The sequence below is a fragment of the Afipia broomeae ATCC 49717 genome (assembly GCF_000314675.2).
GTDB classification, from domain to species: Bacteria; Pseudomonadota; Alphaproteobacteria; order Rhizobiales; family Xanthobacteraceae; genus Afipia; species Afipia broomeae.
In genome coordinates, this window is the sequence record NZ_KB375282.1 from 699,214 (window position 1) to 717,216 (window position 18,003).

The 18,003-nt window shown below is 58.2% G+C and carries 13 protein-coding genes; 8 read left to right on the forward strand and 5 right to left on the reverse strand.

The features are described from left to right. The first annotated feature begins 294 nt into the window (after window positions 1–294). The 3 genes from HMPREF9695_RS03350 to HMPREF9695_RS03360 all read left to right on the forward strand — a co-directional run bounded on the left by HMPREF9695_RS03350 (window position 295) and on the right by HMPREF9695_RS03360 (window position 5,281). On the forward strand, window positions 295–1,782 hold the full coding sequence (locus tag HMPREF9695_RS03350) for a cytochrome P450 (protein ID WP_006019379.1): 1,488 nt from the start codon (window positions 295–297) through the stop codon (window positions 1,780–1,782). Beyond that, entirely contained in the window at window positions 1,779–3,809 is a 2,031-nt protein-coding gene (locus HMPREF9695_RS03355; protein ID WP_006019380.1) for a hypothetical protein, read from the forward strand. Before HMPREF9695_RS03350 ends, HMPREF9695_RS03355 begins: the two co-directional genes overlap by 4 nt. A gap of 104 nt (window positions 3,810–3,913) precedes the next feature. Beyond that, the gene (locus HMPREF9695_RS03360) at window positions 3,914–5,281 is read left to right on the forward strand and encodes a Dyp-type peroxidase (RefSeq protein WP_245258703.1); all 1,368 of its coding nucleotides are present in this window, start codon (window positions 3,914–3,916) and stop codon (window positions 5,279–5,281) included. A 36-nt stretch (window positions 5,282–5,317) separates the two neighbouring features. On the opposite strand, the gene HMPREF9695_RS03365 is transcribed toward HMPREF9695_RS03360, so the two are convergent. Further along, window positions 5,318–8,473 (reverse strand): ATP-binding protein, encoded by a 3,156-nt coding sequence (locus HMPREF9695_RS03365; RefSeq protein WP_006019382.1) that lies wholly within the window; start codon window positions 8,471–8,473, stop codon window positions 5,318–5,320. A 327-nt stretch (window positions 8,474–8,800) separates the two neighbouring features. Between HMPREF9695_RS03365 and HMPREF9695_RS03370 the strand changes: the two genes are divergently transcribed. Continuing rightward, window positions 8,801–9,520 carry a Crp/Fnr family transcriptional regulator gene (locus HMPREF9695_RS03370; RefSeq protein WP_006019383.1) on the forward strand — a complete coding sequence of 240 codons (720 nt, stop codon included), beginning with the start codon at window positions 8,801–8,803 and terminating at the stop codon, window positions 9,518–9,520. Between the two features lie 409 nt (window positions 9,521–9,929). Here HMPREF9695_RS03370 and HMPREF9695_RS03375 read toward each other — a convergent pair whose 3' ends face one another. The 3 genes from HMPREF9695_RS03375 to HMPREF9695_RS03385 form a co-directional block, all read right to left on the reverse strand. Further along, on the reverse strand, window positions 9,930–11,150 hold the full coding sequence (locus tag HMPREF9695_RS03375) for an ABC transporter substrate-binding protein (protein ID WP_006019385.1): 1,221 nt from the start codon (window positions 11,148–11,150) through the stop codon (window positions 9,930–9,932). Between the two features lie 46 nt (window positions 11,151–11,196). Next, window positions 11,197–11,379, reverse strand: coding sequence for a hypothetical protein (locus tag HMPREF9695_RS03380; RefSeq protein WP_006019386.1), 183 nt, complete (start codon window positions 11,377–11,379; stop codon window positions 11,197–11,199). A gap of 151 nt (window positions 11,380–11,530) precedes the next feature. After that, window positions 11,531–12,580: an AraC family transcriptional regulator gene (locus HMPREF9695_RS03385; protein ID WP_006019387.1), complete on the reverse strand. Its 1,050-nt coding sequence runs from the start codon at window positions 12,578–12,580 to the stop codon at window positions 11,531–11,533. A gap of 205 nt (window positions 12,581–12,785) precedes the next feature. Here HMPREF9695_RS03385 and HMPREF9695_RS03390 point away from each other — a divergent pair, with 205 nt between their 5' ends. Both HMPREF9695_RS03390 and HMPREF9695_RS03395 read left to right on the forward strand, forming a co-directional pair. Next, window positions 12,786–13,553 (forward strand): enoyl-CoA hydratase/isomerase family protein, encoded by a 768-nt coding sequence (locus HMPREF9695_RS03390; RefSeq protein WP_006019388.1) that lies wholly within the window; start codon window positions 12,786–12,788, stop codon window positions 13,551–13,553. Between the two features lie 2 nt (window positions 13,554–13,555). Further along, on the forward strand, window positions 13,556–14,788 hold the full coding sequence (locus HMPREF9695_RS03395) for a CaiB/BaiF CoA transferase family protein (RefSeq protein ID WP_006019389.1): 1,233 nt from the start codon (window positions 13,556–13,558) through the stop codon (window positions 14,786–14,788). Between the two features lie 182 nt (window positions 14,789–14,970). Here HMPREF9695_RS03395 and HMPREF9695_RS03400 read toward each other — a convergent pair whose 3' ends face one another. Continuing rightward, window positions 14,971–15,915 carry a LysR substrate-binding domain-containing protein gene (locus tag HMPREF9695_RS03400; protein ID WP_006019391.1) on the reverse strand — a complete coding sequence of 315 codons (945 nt, stop codon included), beginning with the start codon at window positions 15,913–15,915 and terminating at the stop codon, window positions 14,971–14,973. Window positions 15,916–16,259: 344 nt separating this feature from the next. Here HMPREF9695_RS03400 and HMPREF9695_RS03405 point away from each other — a divergent pair, with 344 nt between their 5' ends. Both HMPREF9695_RS03405 and HMPREF9695_RS03410 read left to right on the forward strand, forming a co-directional pair. Further along, the gene (locus HMPREF9695_RS03405) at window positions 16,260–17,081 is read left to right on the forward strand and encodes a class II aldolase/adducin family protein (protein WP_006019392.1); all 822 of its coding nucleotides are present in this window, start codon (window positions 16,260–16,262) and stop codon (window positions 17,079–17,081) included. Between the two features lie 64 nt (window positions 17,082–17,145). Then, window positions 17,146–17,928, forward strand: a complete 783-nt coding sequence (locus tag HMPREF9695_RS03410) for a class II aldolase/adducin family protein (protein WP_006019393.1) — start codon at window positions 17,146–17,148, stop codon at window positions 17,926–17,928. Window positions 17,929–18,003 lie beyond the last annotated feature (75 nt).

Below are 18,003 nucleotides of genomic sequence, written 5' to 3' on the forward strand. Positions count from 1 at the left end.
ACATTCGACAGCCGCCTTGAGCGCTTATTCTTTCAAGGGCGAGCGGCAATCCGACGGTCCAGAACATCACCGCTCTCAAAACCTCGCAAGCCATTGCGGTTACTGACGTTTCTGATCATTCGTTGACATCCTTGCTCTCCGAAAAACCCTTCCGCCTGCTTCGCACGCATCGACCTCTTAGTATTGGCTGTCCGTTGGTGGAGATGATACCTTGCGATCTGAATCGCATACCAATCAATTGCCGATCCAGATTTTTAACGCGTGCGTTGCCTGCGATAATTGCGGGATGTCGTCATGAGCACGAACGTTCCTGATTCAACGCTCAAAGGTCCGAATCGCGGCCCTTCCGCGGCCGCCGCATCCTCACGCCGCCAGTGGCGGGCGGCTGACGGCGGCGCGCTGACCCGGCTTTTGCAAAGGATATCGCTCGCCAGGAAGATGGCGAGCTACCGGTTCAGCTCCTACATATTTTGCCATCTCTGGCTTCTCAAGCTTGTTTTCACGGTGCTGCGCCGTGTCCGTCCCGTTTCGATCTTCGGCAAGCTCGTTGTCCTCACCAAGATGAGCGATGTCCGCGAGGTTCTCGGACGTTTCGATGATTTCACGCTGGGCGAAGTCATCGAGCCGGGAATGCCGTGGGGGGCATTCCTGATGACGGTCGACTGGAGAGAGCAGCATGCACGCGAGCGAGCGCTTCTCCAGAGTATGGTCAAGCCGAAGGCCGATCCGGAGACGATCAGGAAGTCTGTCGCCGATGAATGCCGCGAACAGATAGCCGCTGCCACCAACGGCCGCATCGACATGGTTGCCGAATTCGCAGAGCCTGCCGTCATTCGTATCGCCACTGACTACTTCGGCGTTGCTCCGCTGAAGAACGACAGGCACCGCATGGCGCGCGCCGCCCGGCACCTGGCCGGCATTATCATGGTGAACCCTCCGGTCGGCTCACAGCCCTGGATCGACTCGCGTGACGATATGGTCGTCCTGACGCAGCAGCTGCTGGAGCAGATTGAAGCCGTCAAGTCGGTAATCGGCGCGTCGCGCCAAAGCGAGCTTCCCGACAATTTGCTGACGCGGCTGACTTTGCTGCTGCATGCGGGAGGCACACCAAAGTGGTTCGACGAGGACTGGATACGGCGATACCTGACAGGCCTGGTTGCGACCGGCCTGGCGACCGTCGTCCGAGGAACGTCGCAGACGGTCGATCAACTCGTGGCACGGCCGGATTCCTTGCGGGAAGCCCAGCGGCTGGCCGCAGCGCTTGATGATGCGGAAGCTCATGAACGACGTCTCACCAGCCGCGCCTCGGAAGTCGAACGGCGCTCTGTCGCCGAGCGTGTGGCAAGATCGCGCACTGCATTGACGCGCTACATTTATGAAGCCCTTCGGTTTCGCCCGATGCTCCCCTTGCTGGTTCGCGACTGTCCGCGCGAAACAATCATCGCCAACGGAACGGGGCGCGTGCGTATCGTGCCGGCGGGTGCCCGCATTCTGGCTGCGCCATTGGCCGCCATGTTTGATCCGGATGCGTTTCCAAAACCATTGCGCTTCGATCCAAATCGGCCGCTTGAGAATTACATTCATTTTGGCCACGGGGAGCGTCATTGTTTCGGGCGGTACGTTGCCGAGGTCGCTCTCATGGAAATGGTGCGCGCATTGCTGCGTCTTCCCGGTCTTGCGCGAGCAGCCGGAGCCGATGGCCAGATCCACTATGAGGGACCGGCGCCATGTTCATTTGTACTCACATTCAATAGGCAAACCATCGGGGCTCAGGAACGGTGAACCCGAACTACACGACCATCATCACACCGCTCGATCCCGGCCGTGTGGACGCGTGCCGGAAGTATCTGCGCGACAACGCTGAGCCTCGTCTCGCCGGCGATCTCATCGAATGCCGGCCTCTGTTCCGGTTTGACAAGATCGCAGGCCTTCATTTTTGCAGCTTTGTCATTCTCGATGAAGACGGTGAATTTGCTCCAAGCCTCGTATTCGAGGCGACTTTTGACGGATCAAGAGAAGATTTTCTGGATGAGTTGCTGGAAGTTGCATCAGAGGGCATGCATGAAGTTTATCGGCATTGCACGGACTATCCGTTTTCCGGCCCCGCCGCGCCACGACTGATCGAAGAGTACCTCGCAAATCATGATGTCGGCGCGAACACTTTTTTCAGCGGCAGTCCGGGGCGGACCGTTGGGCAAATCCTGGGTGAAAACCTTCTGCGCCGCGACATTCTCACGTTCCTGTCAAAGCGATGCCAGCCGGGCAACGCTATTCCCGCGCGACCGGCCGGATTTCTCGACGAGGTGCGACGTCATGTGATCCGCGGCCGGGACGATAATCGCTGGGCCGAGCAAGCCGCGCCGGTGCCCTGGGAAATACGGCAGCGTTCGGGGATTGTGGCCGCTGCTATCATCGCGGCGTTCGTTGCGGTCTGCGCCACCGGCATAGCCGTAGGCGCGCTATTTGGGTGGGGGCCGTTTGTGCTGTACGGACATATCGTCCGGGCCTTCGAGCAAGTGAGCCACATCGGCGCCAGCATCAGCAACTTTATGGTTTCCCGGTTTCCCTGGATTGCCAGTCACATCACGATCGAGCCTGCGATCCTCCATATCCTGATTGCGTTGACCGGCGTATGGCTGATCGTGCGTGTCTTTGAACTCTTTCTCACCAGTTGGACGAAGAACCCTCACGATCAGCTTTTCATCAATCGTTTCCCGCTCCAGATCGCGGTTATCGTCAGATACGCGTTGATCGTGTTTCTTGTCGGCTCGGTCGTGCTGGCCATCATTTCAGGAATGACCGCGGCCCGGTCGGCGGGTAACGCGGTTCAGTACGGCTTCTGGTCGATTGTCTGGCGTCTGATCGTTGTCGGCTTGATCCTGGCTGTCCTGAACTACTCGGCAACCTCCCTGAAGCTTGCTGTGCAAATTCGGCCCTATAGCGCTGTTCGTGAAAACGTTCGCCGGCTGCTGCTCGATCTTCTCACATTCGCGATGGTCGTCGTAACAGCCGTAGGTGTTCTGCTCGTCGCGCGCCACATCCCGTTCGCCGTTAGCGAGCAGATCGCGACAATCGCGCGGTCAATCGTCTTTGCCATCCTCGTCACTGTGGCTTACGGACTCATTGGCATTTTGGCTTTTTATGCCATTGGGCTTCTCATATTCGGGCTCATACGAGCACTTGAAGTCAGCGACAAACGTAATTTTTCCGAACCCGCCGAACTCATCGCGCGAGCCCGGGAGAACGCCAGGAAGTATGCTCGCGAGGAAGGCGGCATCAACAGGTATCAGAATCATCTAGCCAGCATCACGACCGTGAAGCCGGGCTTCATTCGATGCTGGCTGCTGCGCCTTGCGCTGTTTGTCATTAACCTGCTGTCCCGCTTCTGGTTTAACCGCGGGGAGCTTGGCGGCATACCGACGATTCTGTCGGCCCGGTGGGTGATGATCGACGGCGGGAAGCGGCTCTTGTTTCTCGATAATTATGGCGGCGCCTGGGAAAGCTATCTGAACGAGTTCATCGATCTGGCAGCGGTGAAGGGCCTGAATGCCATCTGGTCGAATACGTTCGTCTCGGCGGATGGAAAATCCTACGGGTTCCCTGCATCGAAATTTCTTTTCTGGAAGGGCGCGCAAGCCGAGCAGCCTTTCAAGGCCTATGTCCGCCAAAGCCAGGTCGAGACGATCGCTTGGTACAGCGCATATCCCACGCTCAGTGTCATTAATATCAACGCCAGCACCGAGCTGAGACAGTCGCTATTCGAGCCGCTGAGCGACGGCGACATCGACGCGATATTTCGAAGCCTCTGATGTGGAAGAGTGCCATGGAAAAGGTTGAATGGGATGACGTTCAGAGGCTCGTGCTGAGCGGGTATCCGAAATTGCCATTTTCCGCTTACGTCTTCTGGCACTTCGTGCCCAGCGAGGTCGAGACGGCAAGGAAGTGGTTAAGGCTGTTGTCAGGCCGGCTGACGCGCGCGACGGGCCGCGGCGATCAGCAAGCGATCAACCTTGCGCTTACGGCGCATGGGCTGGAGCATCTCCGCGTCAGTGATGGAGTGCTGAGCAGTTTCTCACTAGAGTTCCTCGAAGGGATGGCCCCGAAGCCGACGCCTGAAGCGCAGTTTCCGCGCCGGTCGAACGTTCTCGGGGATGTCGGTGATAGTTCACCCGAGTTCTGGGAGTGGGGTGGCTGGAAAGAGAACCGCGATATCGACGGCGTGCTGTTGCTCTACGCTGCCGACCAAACGAAGCTGCTCTCGCTTATCGATGCCGAGATCAGCGCAATGGCGGGAGCTGCTGTACCGGCGTTGCGTCAGAATGGCGAGCCGCTCATCATCGAGGGCCGGGTCTATGACGATCGCAAAGAGCACTTTGGATTTACAGACGGCATTTCCCAGCCTTTGATTGAAGGATCGCCCAAGGCAAATGGGAAGCGCACCAGTGACGTCGACAACAACAAGAAGCTGACATCAGACGAAAAGCGGATTCTTCTCGTCAAGCCCGGTGAGTTCGTGCTTGGTTACAGGAACGAGCGGCGTACCAGTATCTCGGACGTCTATCCCGAGAGGGCTGACGCGAACACAGAACCGCAAGATATCCGGCGCAACGGCACTTATCTCGTGTTCCGGCAACTTGAGCAGGATGTACTCGCCTTCAATGAATTTGTCGCGAAGACGGCTGAGCGTATTTATGGGCGAGCCGATGAGCCCGCGCAGGAGAAGATTGCGTCACAGCTTGTCGGGCGGACGCGCCAAGGCCATCCTCTGGTTCCGATAGACCGTCCGCCTGATGCGGCTCCGCGCAATGATTTTCTCTATTACTTCGAGGATCGATTTGGCATGGCTTGCCCGATCGGCGCTCACATCCGGCGTGCGAATCCGCGTGACACCGTCGGGCCGGACGCCGATACGGCGCTGCGTCTTTCAAAGATGCATCGCATTATCAGGCGCGGCAGGCCTTATGGAGAAAGAGTCGGCGTTGAGAAGGAAAACACGACCGGCAAACAAGCGGCGCGCGGAATGGCGTTCATTGCCCTTAATGCGGATATCGCCGGGCAATTCGAAATGATCCAGCATTCATGGCTGAACAACACTCATTTCGGCGGTCTTTATGCCGGGACAGATCCGTTTGGACATTTCAGTTGCGCCGGAGATGTGGTCGCCATTCAGGACCGGCCAACGAACCACCACGTCGATCGGCCGCGCCCGTTTGTCCGGGTTCGGGGTGGTGCTTACTTCTTTCTGCCCGGGATTGAAGCGGTTCGCGCGCTGGCAAGGTAGATCCAACCAGACCCGACCGGTCAAGACTAAGAGAAATTACCGGTTCGCGATGCTCGGTTCCTTGTTTCGATTTTCGGAGCTTTCCATCGCGTGACGACAAGCAACTGCTAAGGCGCGCATGCCGCATTTCTCTGCAAACCCCAACGCGAGGCTGAAATAGACTTCGGCGGCGACTGGATCATCCGGATTGCTGGCTCGTGCGATTTCACCGAGCAAATGCGTCGCATAGGCCTGCTGCGGGGGCTCGCCGCGCTGTTCGGCGAGCGACAGAGCGCGCTCACCGGCCGCATGCGCTTCGGCGAGACGGCCAGCCGCGAGCAGGGCCCGGCCTTGCGCAATGAAAAGATAGCGCCAGCCGAACGAATGCTCCGCCAAAGGTACGTCGAGCCGCTCGGGCACCGATAGGATATTGAGGGCTGTCTCGACGTCGCCCGTCGCGAGATGGGCTTCACCCATGCGGGCTGCGAAGACGGGATACATCTGGACCATTTCGAGATCCAGGCAGGTCTGCCAGCTTTCGCGCAAAAGCGAGAGTGCTTCTGCATGCCGTCCCTGGGTCGTCCGCAGGCGACCGAGCACATGATTGATATTTGCGCGCGAGTAGGCGTGATCCAGGATCTCAGCGCGCCTGCTGGCGTCTTCCGCCACGGTTTCCGCGCGGTCGAGATCGCCGAGTTCAATCAGGGAGTCCGCCATGAAGGTGCGCAAAAGAACGCTGGGATAGGCGGCCCAACCGGCCCGTTTCTGGTCAAGCTCCGGCGTTTCGATCTCGATGCACTTTTCGTGCATCTCGATCGATGTCGCGAAATTGCCGAGCTCGTGATGGACAATACCCACGATGAGGAGTGCTGCGAACTGGAGAGATGGATCGCCGATCTTGTCAGCAATGCGGCTCGCGGTTTCGGCCGCTGCCATCGCGGGGGCATGCTCACCAAGCCTCCATAGCGCCACAGCGAGCTGACAATTGACTGCGGCGGTGCGCACGGGGTCTCCCGAGGCGTCGGCCAGACGGCTCGCTTCGCGCAAGACCTCCGCAATCCGGCGATGCTTGCCGAGCGGTTCGAGCGCAATCACCAGCGTCAGGCGGAAATCGATCTCGGTTTTGATCTTGGCGGGGGAGGCCGGCAGATGCGAGAGGGTTTCCAGGCCGCGCTCGAAGATGTTGATCGCGTCCTGATTGGCGCCGCGCTTTACAGCGCGGCGGCAACTGCGCAACTGATAGGGGACGGCTTTTTCCCATAGCTCGGCCTTGAATGCGTGGTCGGCGAGCCGATCAATATACTCGTCAAGACGATCGGGAAAGCGCGACTCGATAATGTCGACGGCTTTGGCATGAAGGGAGCGTCGAAGGCCCAGCAGCATCGTGCCGTAGACAACTTCACGCGTAAGCTCATGCTTGAAGGAATAGTCGGCGGATGTGGTGCTTCTGATTTTCCGGAGAAAATCGGCAGCTTCCAGCGTTCGCAGTTCGCCGGAAATCTCCGCGGGAGTCACGTCCAGCATTTCCGAGAGCAGGGCCACGGAAATCTCGGTGCCAATAACGGCTGACGTCTGCAAGAGGGACTTTGGAAACCCGTCCAGCAGATCGATGCGCGCCGCGAGCACCGAGTGAATGGTTTGTGGAATTTCAACCCGGCCGGTTCGTTTCGCGGCCAGATAGTTCCCCGGCTGTCCCTCGAGATACCCCGTTTCCTTGAGGGTCTGGACCAGTTCTTCCATGAAAAGGGGATTGCCTTGGGACTGCGCCAGTATTTTCCGCTTTAACGGAATGAGGCTGCTGTCGTCGCCCATGAGCCAGTCCATCAACTGGTGCGAGGTCACATCGTCAAGCGGCGACAAATCGATGCCGATTGTGCCGCTATCTACCGGGCCGCCCTCGGGGCGTTGCGTTCGGATCAGAACCGTCCGCGTCCCTTCCAGCGCGCTAGCCAGATTTTGCAGAATGAGCTTGGTCTCTGCGTCGGCCCAGTGAACGTCCTCGACCAGGATCACCGAGGGATTCAATTGTGCGTGATGAAAAACCAGCGATCTGACGGCTTCCATGGTTTTAAGCCGCCGCTCGGATGGTTCCAGTTTTTTCCACTCCTGGTCGTCGGTGTTGAGATCCAGCAGCGAGAGAATCGGCGGCAAGAAGACCGACAAGTTGCTCCCCAGCCGGTCGATCCCCTCCTTAACGCGCGTAATGACAGTCTCGGGAGTGTCATCAATGCCAATCCCGAACATGGCTCTGATGAGTATGCCAATGGGATAGTAGCTCGAACTTGTTCGCTGCGAGGGACAGGCGGTCTCAAGGACGGTCCATTCGTCCGAAAGATTCCGGATGAAATCGTGTATCAGCCGGGATTTCCCCAACCCGGCGGCGCCGACGATGCATAACGATTGTCCATTTCCCGCTGCAGCACTCTCGATCGCACTTCTCAGGATGCGCATTTCATTCTGACGGTCAACGAGAATGCTGAGGCCTCGCGCGGAGCGAACCTGCCATCGCGTTCTTATCCGTATTGCCGTCAGTTCGAAAACTTCAACTGCTTCCGAGACGCCTTTCACCTCCGCAAATCCTCGCGGCTCCACCGTCACAAACCCTTTCGCGAGATCGTGCGTTGCCGCTGTCAGCAGGATCTTGCCGGGTGCGGCGAGTTCCTCCATGCGCGCGGCCAAGTGAACGCTCTTGCCGACGGCATCGTAGTTCATCGCCAGATTGTTGCCGATCGAATGAATGACGACCTCTCCGGAATTCATGCCAATGCGAATGGCGATGTCCCGTCCGGTCCGCTGGTTGAGTTCACCAACGGCGGTCCGCATGGCCAGTGCCGCGCTGCACGCCTGGACCGCATGATCCTCCCGCGCGATAGGAGCTCCGAACAGCGCCATAATCCCGTCGCCGAGGGTCTGGTTCACGAAACCGTCGTGATGATGGACTGCATCCATCAGACTTTTCAGGACAGGGCCGAGAACCTGGAGCGCTTCTTCCGGATCGAGCTGATCAATGAGCGCAGTCGAATCGCGGACATCCGCAAAAACGACTGTGACGTGCTTGCGCTCGCCCAGCATCGCACCGCCGGAACGCAGGATGCGGTCGGCAAGGTCGGGGGGGATGTTCGACTGCAGAAATGAGAGCGCGTTCGACGCCGGCTCGCTGGAGCGGGCCTTCGGGCGACCGCAGCCACCGCAAAATCTCGCTGTCGGTTCCATAACGAAACCGCAGTAGCTACAGCGATGATCTATGCCGCCGACCAAGCTACGCTACCCTATGGTTATGGCAGCCCCGCAATTCCTTAGCCCAAATAGGTTTAAGGGTTCCTTGGGCAATAGCAAGATGAACGAGCCCATGCGGTGGGGATACACGCCTAAAAAATGACCGCAAGCCAAGGGGATGCCGCGGATATACCAAGGGCTGCGTCCCTCCCAGGCTGCATTTCATTGAAACTTCAAGGAGTTTGTATTGTTTTGTTCCCGGCGTATCCTGCAGATCGCCGAACAAGAGCAAGTTTAGCTATTTCGCGATCGGGCCGTAAAGCGATGCTTCAGGACGACAAGCCGACCATAGCCCGATCTGCCGGGGACAAGACGAATGTCTTGCGTAACCACCCACTGTTTCGCGACCTCGGGACTGAGGCGCTGGATCAGTTGTGCCACTACGCCAAAAAGAGAACCTTCAAACGGGGTGTAACGATTTTCGCCAAAGGGGATCCGGGCCAAAGCCTGTTCTTCATTATCAGCGGCACGGTGAAGATCGGCGTCTCGTCCGCCGATGGCCGGGGCGCTATTTTCAATATGGTCGATGCGGGAGAGATGTTCGGCGAGATTGCGGTTCTCGATGGTCTTGCCAGAACTGCCGATGCCATTGCAAATTCGGACTGCGAGCTGTTTGTCATTGATAGAAGGGATTTCTTCTCTCTATTGGCCAGTCAACCGGTGCTGGCAACAAAACTGATAGAACTGCTGTGTGTACGATTGCGCTGGATCAGCGATCACGTAGAGCAGGTCATATTCCCGGATCTGTCAGGCAAGCTGGCCAAGGCCCTTGTCCGTCTGATTGATCGGCCGGGCGCTGCTGTGGATAAGAAGATTACTATCACGCAGCAGGAAATTGGCGAGATGCTTGGCCTGTCGCGGGAGAGCGTCAACAAGCAACTGCATGAGTGGGCTGACCGGAAACTGGTCCGTCTTCAACGCGGATCGATCACCGTCATCGATGTAGATTCGTTGAGGAGTATGGCGGAGCGATCGCAAGACTGATCACGCTCGGGATCTGCCGATCAGGACAAGTCTCGGCCGGGCGGTGCCGAATCGATCAGCCGTCCGTCTGTCAGAGGCTTTGCGTTTTCTGAAGGTTGCCCAGCGGACACGCCTTGCGGCTGTGCGTAGAGTTTTGCTTTGCCTGTTCAACCTGAGAAGATGATTTCACAGGCGCGACTGACCGAGAGTTTGCGGCGAATCCGATCAGGGCTATGACAATAGCGAATTCCACGGCCAGGACCGCAAGAGACCATCTCCAACACACAATCCAGTTTCGCCGACTGCTCAACCCGGAATGGGTAAACTTTCCTATCTGGGTTTGCATGAATGCCTCCTTTGAAGGAGGCATTCATTAGGCCCATTCGCGGGTGGGGTATGTGAAGCAACTCACAGAGCGATGAACCTGCGGCTAGCCGTCGCTGCGGCCCTTGATGACGACACCGAAAGGCTCCCAACGGCTGCCTTTGAACCGCATCATCTGCATGTCTTCGAGCGGGGAAAAGTCCTTCTCGCCGGTGTTTGCCAGAATGCCGGGAATCAGGACGTCGGACTCGAAGTTCTTGATGCTTGCAGCCTGTTTCATGATGTTCTCGCGGGTCAGGTTATCGCCGCTCTGCTTGAGCACCTGAACCATCAACTGGGCGCCCATATAACCGTGGATCATGAGGCTGTCGGCCTTGTTGGCGTCGGGCATATATTTCGCGAGGAACGAGGTATAGGCCTTCATACCCTTGTCGTTGTCCCACTGCGGATCCGACGCATCCTTGATGAAGGTTCCTGACAGCACGCCTTGCGCATTCTCAACGCCTGCGGGTACGATGACCGTTCCCACGGACGAGGCGACGTTGGGGACAAAGTGCATGGGCTTCCAGCCCAATTCGGCGATCTTCTTGATGCTCTGCGCGACAAATTTCGGCGTGCCGAAGGTAAACATCACGTCGGCGCCGGAATGTCTCAGCTTGACGATTTGCGAGTCGATGGTCGGATCGGCCACTTCATAAGGAGCTTCCTCGACGATCATCGATGCCTTCGCGCCAAGGCCGGCTTTCAGTCCGCTCAACAACTCTTTTCCGAAATCGTCATTTTGATAAAGAATGGCAATCTTCGCGTCCGGCTTTTCGCGAAGGAGGTAGGCGGCATAGATGCTTCCTTCAGTCTGATAGCTGGTGCCGAGCAGCATCGTCCATGGGTAGGTCTTTGGGTCGCTCCATTTGGACGAATAAGACGCCGGGAAAAGTTGTGGCACCTTCTTTGCGTTCATGTACTTCTGGATCGCCGAGTTCGACGGCGTCCCCATCGGGCTGAAAATCAGCAACACTTCGTCGCTCTCGATTAGTTTGCGCGCTTGTTCGACGGCCTTCGGTGGGCTGTAGCCATCGTCGTAGCTGATGAATTCGATCTTCCGGCCATTGATGCCGCCGTCATCGTTGATCTTCTTGAAGTAAGCGGCTTGCGTCTTTCCGATGACGCTATAGGCGGAAGCCGGTCCGCTGTAGGGCATGATGTTTCCGAGTTTGATGGTCGTGTCCGACGCGCCCGGATCGTATTTTTTCTGGGCGTGCGCCGGTGCGATAACGCTCATGCTCAAGCCGACGACGCCAGCAATTATCGACGATCGAATGTGCCTCATATTCCCTCCGTGTAATCATGTTTGGGTTGCCAGATCTTGGGCCTGGTCACAAAGCGCCGTGAAGAACCGGATTTGGGAGTGCGCCCTGATGCACGCCATCATTAAATTCGCGGCCGGGCCCCTCTGGAATGTCGCTTTGAGAACCGTTCTGCATGAGTCGCAGCGGTTGCCTTTCGAGAACAGCGCCTTCCAAAACGATCAGGGCATAAATGCTATCGAGGTTGCACATGGAGTCTCCCAGGCGGCCACGCCAATCTTGTGCGCTCTACCTGGTATGACAACGTCGAACCGTGCCAAATGCCGCGTCCTAAAATGCCAAGGCGGGACGGTTGCATCGCGATTAAACGCGATGTTTTGCTGCGTATGTCAGGCTGGGACTGCTAGCCGGGGTGACGCGGACGATAGTGTGTCGGCGAATGACCGGTCCACTTACGGAAAGCCTTGCGGAAGCTCGTGGCGTCCGAAAACCCGACCCGCTCGGCAACCTCGTCGATCATGAGATGGGTATTTTCCAGAAATTCGGTCGCCACCGAGCGGCGCATATTGTCCAGAACGGATTGATACGACAGTCCTTCCTGCGCCAATCGCCGATGCAGCGTACGCAGAGAAAGACCGAGCTGGTCCGCAATCTCTTCAGCGGTCGGGAAGCGCCGCGGGCTGTTGAAGCACGCGGTTCTTATCCGGCGCACCAGCTCTGTTTCTCCGGGAGTTGGGGCCATCACTGCGTTGCAGAACTGCTGACAGACCTGTGTGGTGATCGGGTTGGCGTTAGGACAGCACCGATCCATCACCTCGACCGGGAAGTGCCATTCCATCGAGCCAGCGTCGAACTCAATCGGGCAATTAAACATCCGCTCATAGTTTCGCCAATGAACGGGGGCGGGATAGGGAAACAGCATGCGTGTTGTCGGGAACGGCGCCTCCAGAACCCTGCTGAAAAGCGCTGTCATCGAACTCCGCCAGAATTCCGCGACGAACGGAAGCAGGTGACCGAGTGACTGGGTGCCATGGCTGCGGAGGATCGCTGTGCCATTCTCCACGCGATAACTGATTTGCAGCACGGTGGATCCGGCTTGCGTGATGTGCTCGATAGAAAACTTCAGTGCTTCCCCGAATGTCGGGCTGCTGACCATCGCATAGCCATAGATTCCGTAATCGCTGATGCGCTGCCGCGCGCCTGCGAGCAGCCCGATATCCGTTCGTTTCGCGAGTGCGACGGCATTTCGATAGATCGCCAGACGCTGACGCCGCGAGATGCGCGCATGCGGGTCTTCGAGCTGGGACGGAAGGGCACCGGTGCGGGCGAACAGATCCTTCACGGAAACACCTTCGGCGGCGAGCTCGGCCGCAAGAGCGGCAAGCCCAAGCATGCTTTGAGTCGGCGCATCGATATCGTCCGACAGCGGACTGATGATCTTGGATATCAGCATTGGTTCCTCCGGCCGCGTCGTGTTCTTTTCTTTCAGATTGGCACGTTTGGACCCCCTCTGTCATCGCATTGTGCACTGCAGTTGGCATTTTCGGACCTGAATATTGGCACTTCTTGACGTTGCTGGCGGCGTGAGCGGCGGACAAGTTGCCGCAACGAGGAAGCGGGCTTCAGGACCCGCCGCGCCGGTGAAATGGGAGAGAGAATTGACGACAGTCACGCACGAGATGGACGGCGCAGTAGGCGTCGTGACGCTCGCCAAGCCGCCGCACAATTTGATCGACGACCAGATGATCGCGGATCTGATCGCAGCTTACCGGGCGGTGCTCGCAGGGGGCTGCCGCGCAATTTTGCTGCGCAGCTCGATGCGCCACTTCTGCGCCGGGGCAGAGCTTAAATCGTTCGGCACGACCACAATGATCCAGAGCGATCAAAAACGCTTCACCGAGTTTCTCGATGCGATTGAAGATGTCCCGGTCCCGACTGTTGCTGCGGTACACGGAGGCGTTCTCGGCGGTGGTCTTGAACTGGCGCTGACCTGCGACATGATCATCGCCGCGGACACCGCGTTTCTGGGGCAGGTTGAAGTTACCGTCGGACTGCTCCCGCTGCTTGGCGGGACACAGCGTTTGGCGCAGCGTGCCGGCGCGGCGCGGGCAAAGGAAATTGCCATGCTCGGGCGGCGGCATACGCCGGAAGCCTTCGAGCGCTGGGGCATCATCAATCTCGTGGTGCCCGAGGCGGAACTGCCCGCCGCGTCGCTGACGTGGGCGCGTCAACTGGCGGCGGGTCCGACGGCGGTGATCAAAGGCATCAAAATGCAGGCGAACCTCGCATCGCGTGGCGGCGTTGCGTCTGCCGACGAGCGGCAGATCGAGATCAATGACATGATCTGGAAGGCTGCTGATCGGCAGCGGGGCTTCGACGCGTTCTTTGCAACCGGCCCGGCCTCTGCAGCGTTCAAGGGAGACTGACCGTGTCTTCAGCTCCTCTGGAAGGATTGCGCGTTATCGATTTCACCCGTGTGCTCGCAGGACCGCATTGCACGAAAGCGCTTCGCGATCTCGGTGCGCAGGTCACGAAGATCGAGCCGCCGTCGGGCGATCTCGGCCGCGTGAGTCTGCCGCATATCGGCGATATGGGCCTCTACTATGTCCAGCAGAACGCGGGAAAGCGGAATCTGAGCATCGATCTGAACTGGGCGGAGGCGCGCGAGATCGTGATTGATCTGTGCCGCAACGCCGACGTCATCGTTGAGAATTTCCGGCCCGGCACGCTGAAGCGCTTCGGTCTGGCATACGAAGACGTCCGCGCCTTCAATCCGAAGGTTGTTTACGCTTCACTCAGCGGATACGGCCAGACCACGTCGTGGCGCAATCGGCCCGCTTTCGCTCCCACGGTGCAGGCCGAAACCGGACTGACTGCGATTGTCGAGGAGCATTTCGGCAATGCGCTGTCCGAGCCGCGAGGAGACGCCTGCAGCCACGCGGACGTCTATACCGGGCTCCAGGGTGTTATTGCGATTCTCGCCGCACTGAATCATCGCAGTCGAACCGGTGAGGGCCAGCACGTGGACGTGTCGATGGCAGCCACGATGCTCTCCGTCAACGAGCGCGCGGGCGCGCAGCTCTCGGGCATCGACACCGACGGCGAGCCGATCGCGCTGTCGGCCAATGAATCTCATATCTTCGAATTGTCCGACGGGCGCAGGCTCACCATCGCGGGAAGTCCGATCTACTCTCCGATGTTCAGCCGATATTGCGCCATGATGCGGCGAAACGACCTGCTGGCCGATCCGCGTTACGCCACGGCGAAACTGCGGCGTCAGAATTTGCCATCGCTTCTGGCGGAAATCCGGTCATGGCTGACCACATTCTCCGATCTTGAACTGCTTCAGGCGCAGGTCAGCGAGGCCGGCCTTGCGGTCGGGAGAGTCCGGACTGTCCGCGAGTTTGCTGAGTCGGAATGGGTGAAGGAATGGGGCGCGGTTGTCGAGGTTGAGGACCGCGCCGGAAATACCACCCGCATGCCGGGCAATCCATGGCGCTTCAGCGAATCCGAACTGCCTCTTCCTGGTGTCCCGGCGTTTCAGGGCGAGCACAACGAGGAGATTCTCCGGGAGAACAATGTTCCGGATTCGCGCATTACGGATCTGCAACAGCGCAAGGTGCTCCTCAGCAGGCGAAGTCCGGTCGGGGCGTATGACTGAGCAGTGCCCGCCGTCTTGCATGACCGGAGTTTGTAATGAAGCCAATGATCGATGAAAAAACTGCGGCGTACAATGTCATGCGTTTTTGGCTCGTGCACGGGTATGATTACCGAAGCGCTGCCACTTTGAATCACAGGCGCGGCTCACTTAATCCATACAAGGTGAGCCAAGCAAAAAGGGAATCACAGATCGTTCGTATTGGTACGCTGTTCTAGTTCAGCAATCACGTCTTTCAGCCACTTGCGAATTGCCTTGATCTTCGCGCTGGTGGCGTCCTCTTTCCGATAGACGAGATGAAAATCGCGCTTGTCCATCAGGAGTGATGGACGAAAAAGGGCCTTGAGGCGGCCAGCCGCCACAACCGATGCCGCCAAGGGGAACGGCGCGAGGACAACACCGACTCCTGACTCTGCCATCTGGATTGCCGCCAGCAGGCTGTCGCTCGACAGGTTGAGTTCATTCAATTTGATTCTGGGGTCTGCCTTGGCAAACCATTGCTCCCACATTCCAGGAATATTATTGAGCTCGATAAGAGGCATTCGCGCGAGATCCCTGGCGCTCTTCAATGGCGCGAATTTCTCGCAGAGATCGGGATGGGCCAAAGGCGCAAGTTTTGACCGAAACAGCCTGTGGGCATGCAAGCCGCGAAACGGCGGTCCACCGACCTGAATGGCGGCATCGATGCTTTCAGTGTTGAAATCCACATCGGTGTTTCGTGCTTCAAGTCGGAGATCGAGAGACCTGTTAGCGGATTTGAATTTCTGAAGATGGGGCAGCGCGGCGAATGTCGCGAAGCTGGGCGAGGCGCTAACCCTCACGATTTCCCTGCGTTCCTTGCTTAGCAGCGCTTCGCCGGCGCGTGATAATTCCGCGAAAGCTTTCAGGATTGACGTCCCGTACATCGCGCCATCTTTCGTAAGCACGACCTTGTTTCCGTCGCGCACGAAAAGTTTGACGCAAAAATGCGTTTCCAGCGAACTGATCTGATGGCTGATCGCCGACTGAGTCAGGCTCAAGTCTTCCGCAGCAGCCTTGAAGCTGCCCAATCTCACTGCGGCTTCGAATGACCGTAGCGTGGATAACGGTGGAAGCGATGATCGCGATCGTTGCATGTGAATTTCATTCATATGGCCGCAAGGGAATTCATTTGCGCCCCGGAAGACGCCTGATCATGCTCGCACCAAATGTCAGGACGGGCAACGCGGCTGCCGCAGCATGTCAGCCATGCTCGCTAACCGGCAACAAGCTCACAAAGGGCATGACGGAGGACGATGATTGGCCAAAGCATTCGAGCGCCAGGGCGATGCAGCATGTCGCTGCAATTGCCCGGCCGATTCAACCGCCTCCATTTCGGTTGCAGATGACCGCGGTTATCTCCGCCGACATTAATTCCTGCCGCGCGGGCGGGGCATGCGAGTGCCTGCTGGCCGGCGACCGTTCCAGTTGCGCATATACAGTGAAGGAGAACCAGATGAACGCCCCGCAGAAATTCCATGACTCAACACCGGCTGCCGAGAAGATGTACACGGATCTGCCGCGCCCGCCGGTATTTGCAACAGTTGGCGAGGAGCGGTTGCATCGCAAGCAGCGCCTGGCCGCCAGCTTCCGGTTGTTCTCGAAATTCGGCTTCGACGAGGGTGTCGTTGGCCACATCACGGCGCGCGATCCCGAATTCACTGACACGTTCTGGGTCAATCCGTTCGGAATGCACTTCAGCCTGATCAAGGCATCCGATCTGATCCGTGTCGGGCACGACGGAAAGGTCGTCGAAGGCAATCGGCCGGTGAATGCTGCCGCGTTTGCTATTCACTCGCGTGTCCATGCAGCTCGTCCGGACTCAGTCGGCGCGGCGCATTCACACTCGACTTATGGCCGCGCCTTTGCCGCGCTCGGCCGCAAGCTGGATCCAATCTCGCAGGACGTTTGCGCCTTCTACAACGATCACGCGCTTTACGACGATTACGGCGGGGTCGCGGTCGATCTCGACGAGGGACAACAGATCGCGAAAGCGCTCGGTCCGCACAAGGCGGCCATCCTGCAAAATCACGGCCTTCTCACAGTGGGCCAGACCGTCGACGAGGCGGCATGGTGGTTCATTACCATGGACCGGTCGTGCCAGGTGCAACTGATGGCAGAAGCCGCGGCTGCTCACTCCGGGCAGAAGCTCAAGATGATTTCGGAAAAGTCTGCACAGCAGGCTTATCAGATCGTCGGCTCGTCGTTCAGCGGATGGTTTCAGTTCCAGTCGCTCTACGCGCGCATTCTGAAAGAGCAGCCGGACTTTCTCGACTAGGAGCATCGCGGCAGCTCCTACGTGGGCGGCCACGGATCAAATTCTTAAATGCCAGGAGGAATTCATGAACCGGCACGTCAAACCAAAGCTGTCGCAGATATCGTCTGAAGAGCGCCACGCACGTGAGCAACTGGCGGCGTTTTACCGGATATGCGACCAGTTCGGCTGGACCGAGCTTATTTACAATCATATTACGGCGCGCGTTCCGGGACCGGAGCGTCACTTTCTCATCAACCAGTTCGGGTTGATGTACAATGAAATCACCGCGTCGAATCTGGTGAAGATCGATGTCGATGGCAACGTCGTTGACGGCAGCGATGCCAAGGTCAATGCGCCGGGGTTTACCATCCACTCCGCGATCCACATGGCGCGCGAGGATGCTCATTACATCGTGCATACCCATACGACCGAGGGCGTGACGGTTGCATGTGCGGACGGCGGTCTATCGCCGCACAGTTTTTATGGCGCGCAGCTTTACGGCGAAGTGGCCTATCACGACTTCGAAGGGATTTCGGTCGATCTCAGCGAGCGCGAACGGCTGGTGAAATCGTTAGGCAACAAGAACGTCATGATCCTGCGCCATCACGGTTTGCTGACCTGCGGAGAGACCGCCGCGGCTGCATTCTTCCGGATGTATATGTTGCAGCGGGCCTGCGAGGTGCAGGTGCACACCTTGCAGATGGGCAAGGAGCTGAGGCATCTGCCGGAAGCGGTACTGAAGCGTACCGTGCAGCAGTCGCAAACGGCCGTCGCCAAGGGCTTCGATGAGAAGCATGCGTTCGGTCAGGACACCTACGACGCATTGATCAGGCAGCTCGACGCCGAAGGATCGACGTTCCGTCAATAAGCAGACGAACGGACAAAACAAACAGTTTCAAAGCAGCAAACAGCCGGCGGGCCCCAAGAGCCGCGCCGGCTGCAA

Excerpts from the sequence above, each read along its gene's own strand:
- HMPREF9695_RS03385 (WP_006019387.1), bottom strand. The coding sequence starts at position 12,580 with ATGCTGATATCCAAGATCATCAGTCCGCTGTCGGACGATATCGATGCG.
- HMPREF9695_RS03370 (WP_006019383.1), top strand. The coding sequence starts at position 8,801 with ATGCTTCAGGACGACAAGCCGACCATAGCCCGATCTGCCGGGGACAAG.
- HMPREF9695_RS03410 (WP_006019393.1), top strand. The coding sequence starts at position 17,146 with ATGAACCGGCACGTCAAACCAAAGCTGTCGCAGATATCGTCTGAAGAG.
- HMPREF9695_RS03400 (WP_006019391.1), bottom strand. The coding sequence starts at position 15,915 with ATGAATGAAATTCACATGCAACGATCGCGATCATCGCTTCCACCGTTA.
- HMPREF9695_RS03375 (WP_006019385.1), bottom strand. The coding sequence starts at position 11,150 with ATGAGGCACATTCGATCGTCGATAATTGCTGGCGTCGTCGGCTTGAGC.
- HMPREF9695_RS03405 (WP_006019392.1), top strand. The coding sequence starts at position 16,260 with ATGAACGCCCCGCAGAAATTCCATGACTCAACACCGGCTGCCGAGAAG.
- HMPREF9695_RS03365 (WP_006019382.1), bottom strand. The coding sequence starts at position 8,473 with ATGGAACCGACAGCGAGATTTTGCGGTGGCTGCGGTCGCCCGAAGGCC.
- HMPREF9695_RS03350 (WP_006019379.1), top strand. The coding sequence starts at position 295 with ATGAGCACGAACGTTCCTGATTCAACGCTCAAAGGTCCGAATCGCGGC.
- HMPREF9695_RS03380 (WP_006019386.1), bottom strand. The coding sequence starts at position 11,379 with ATGTGCAACCTCGATAGCATTTATGCCCTGATCGTTTTGGAAGGCGCT.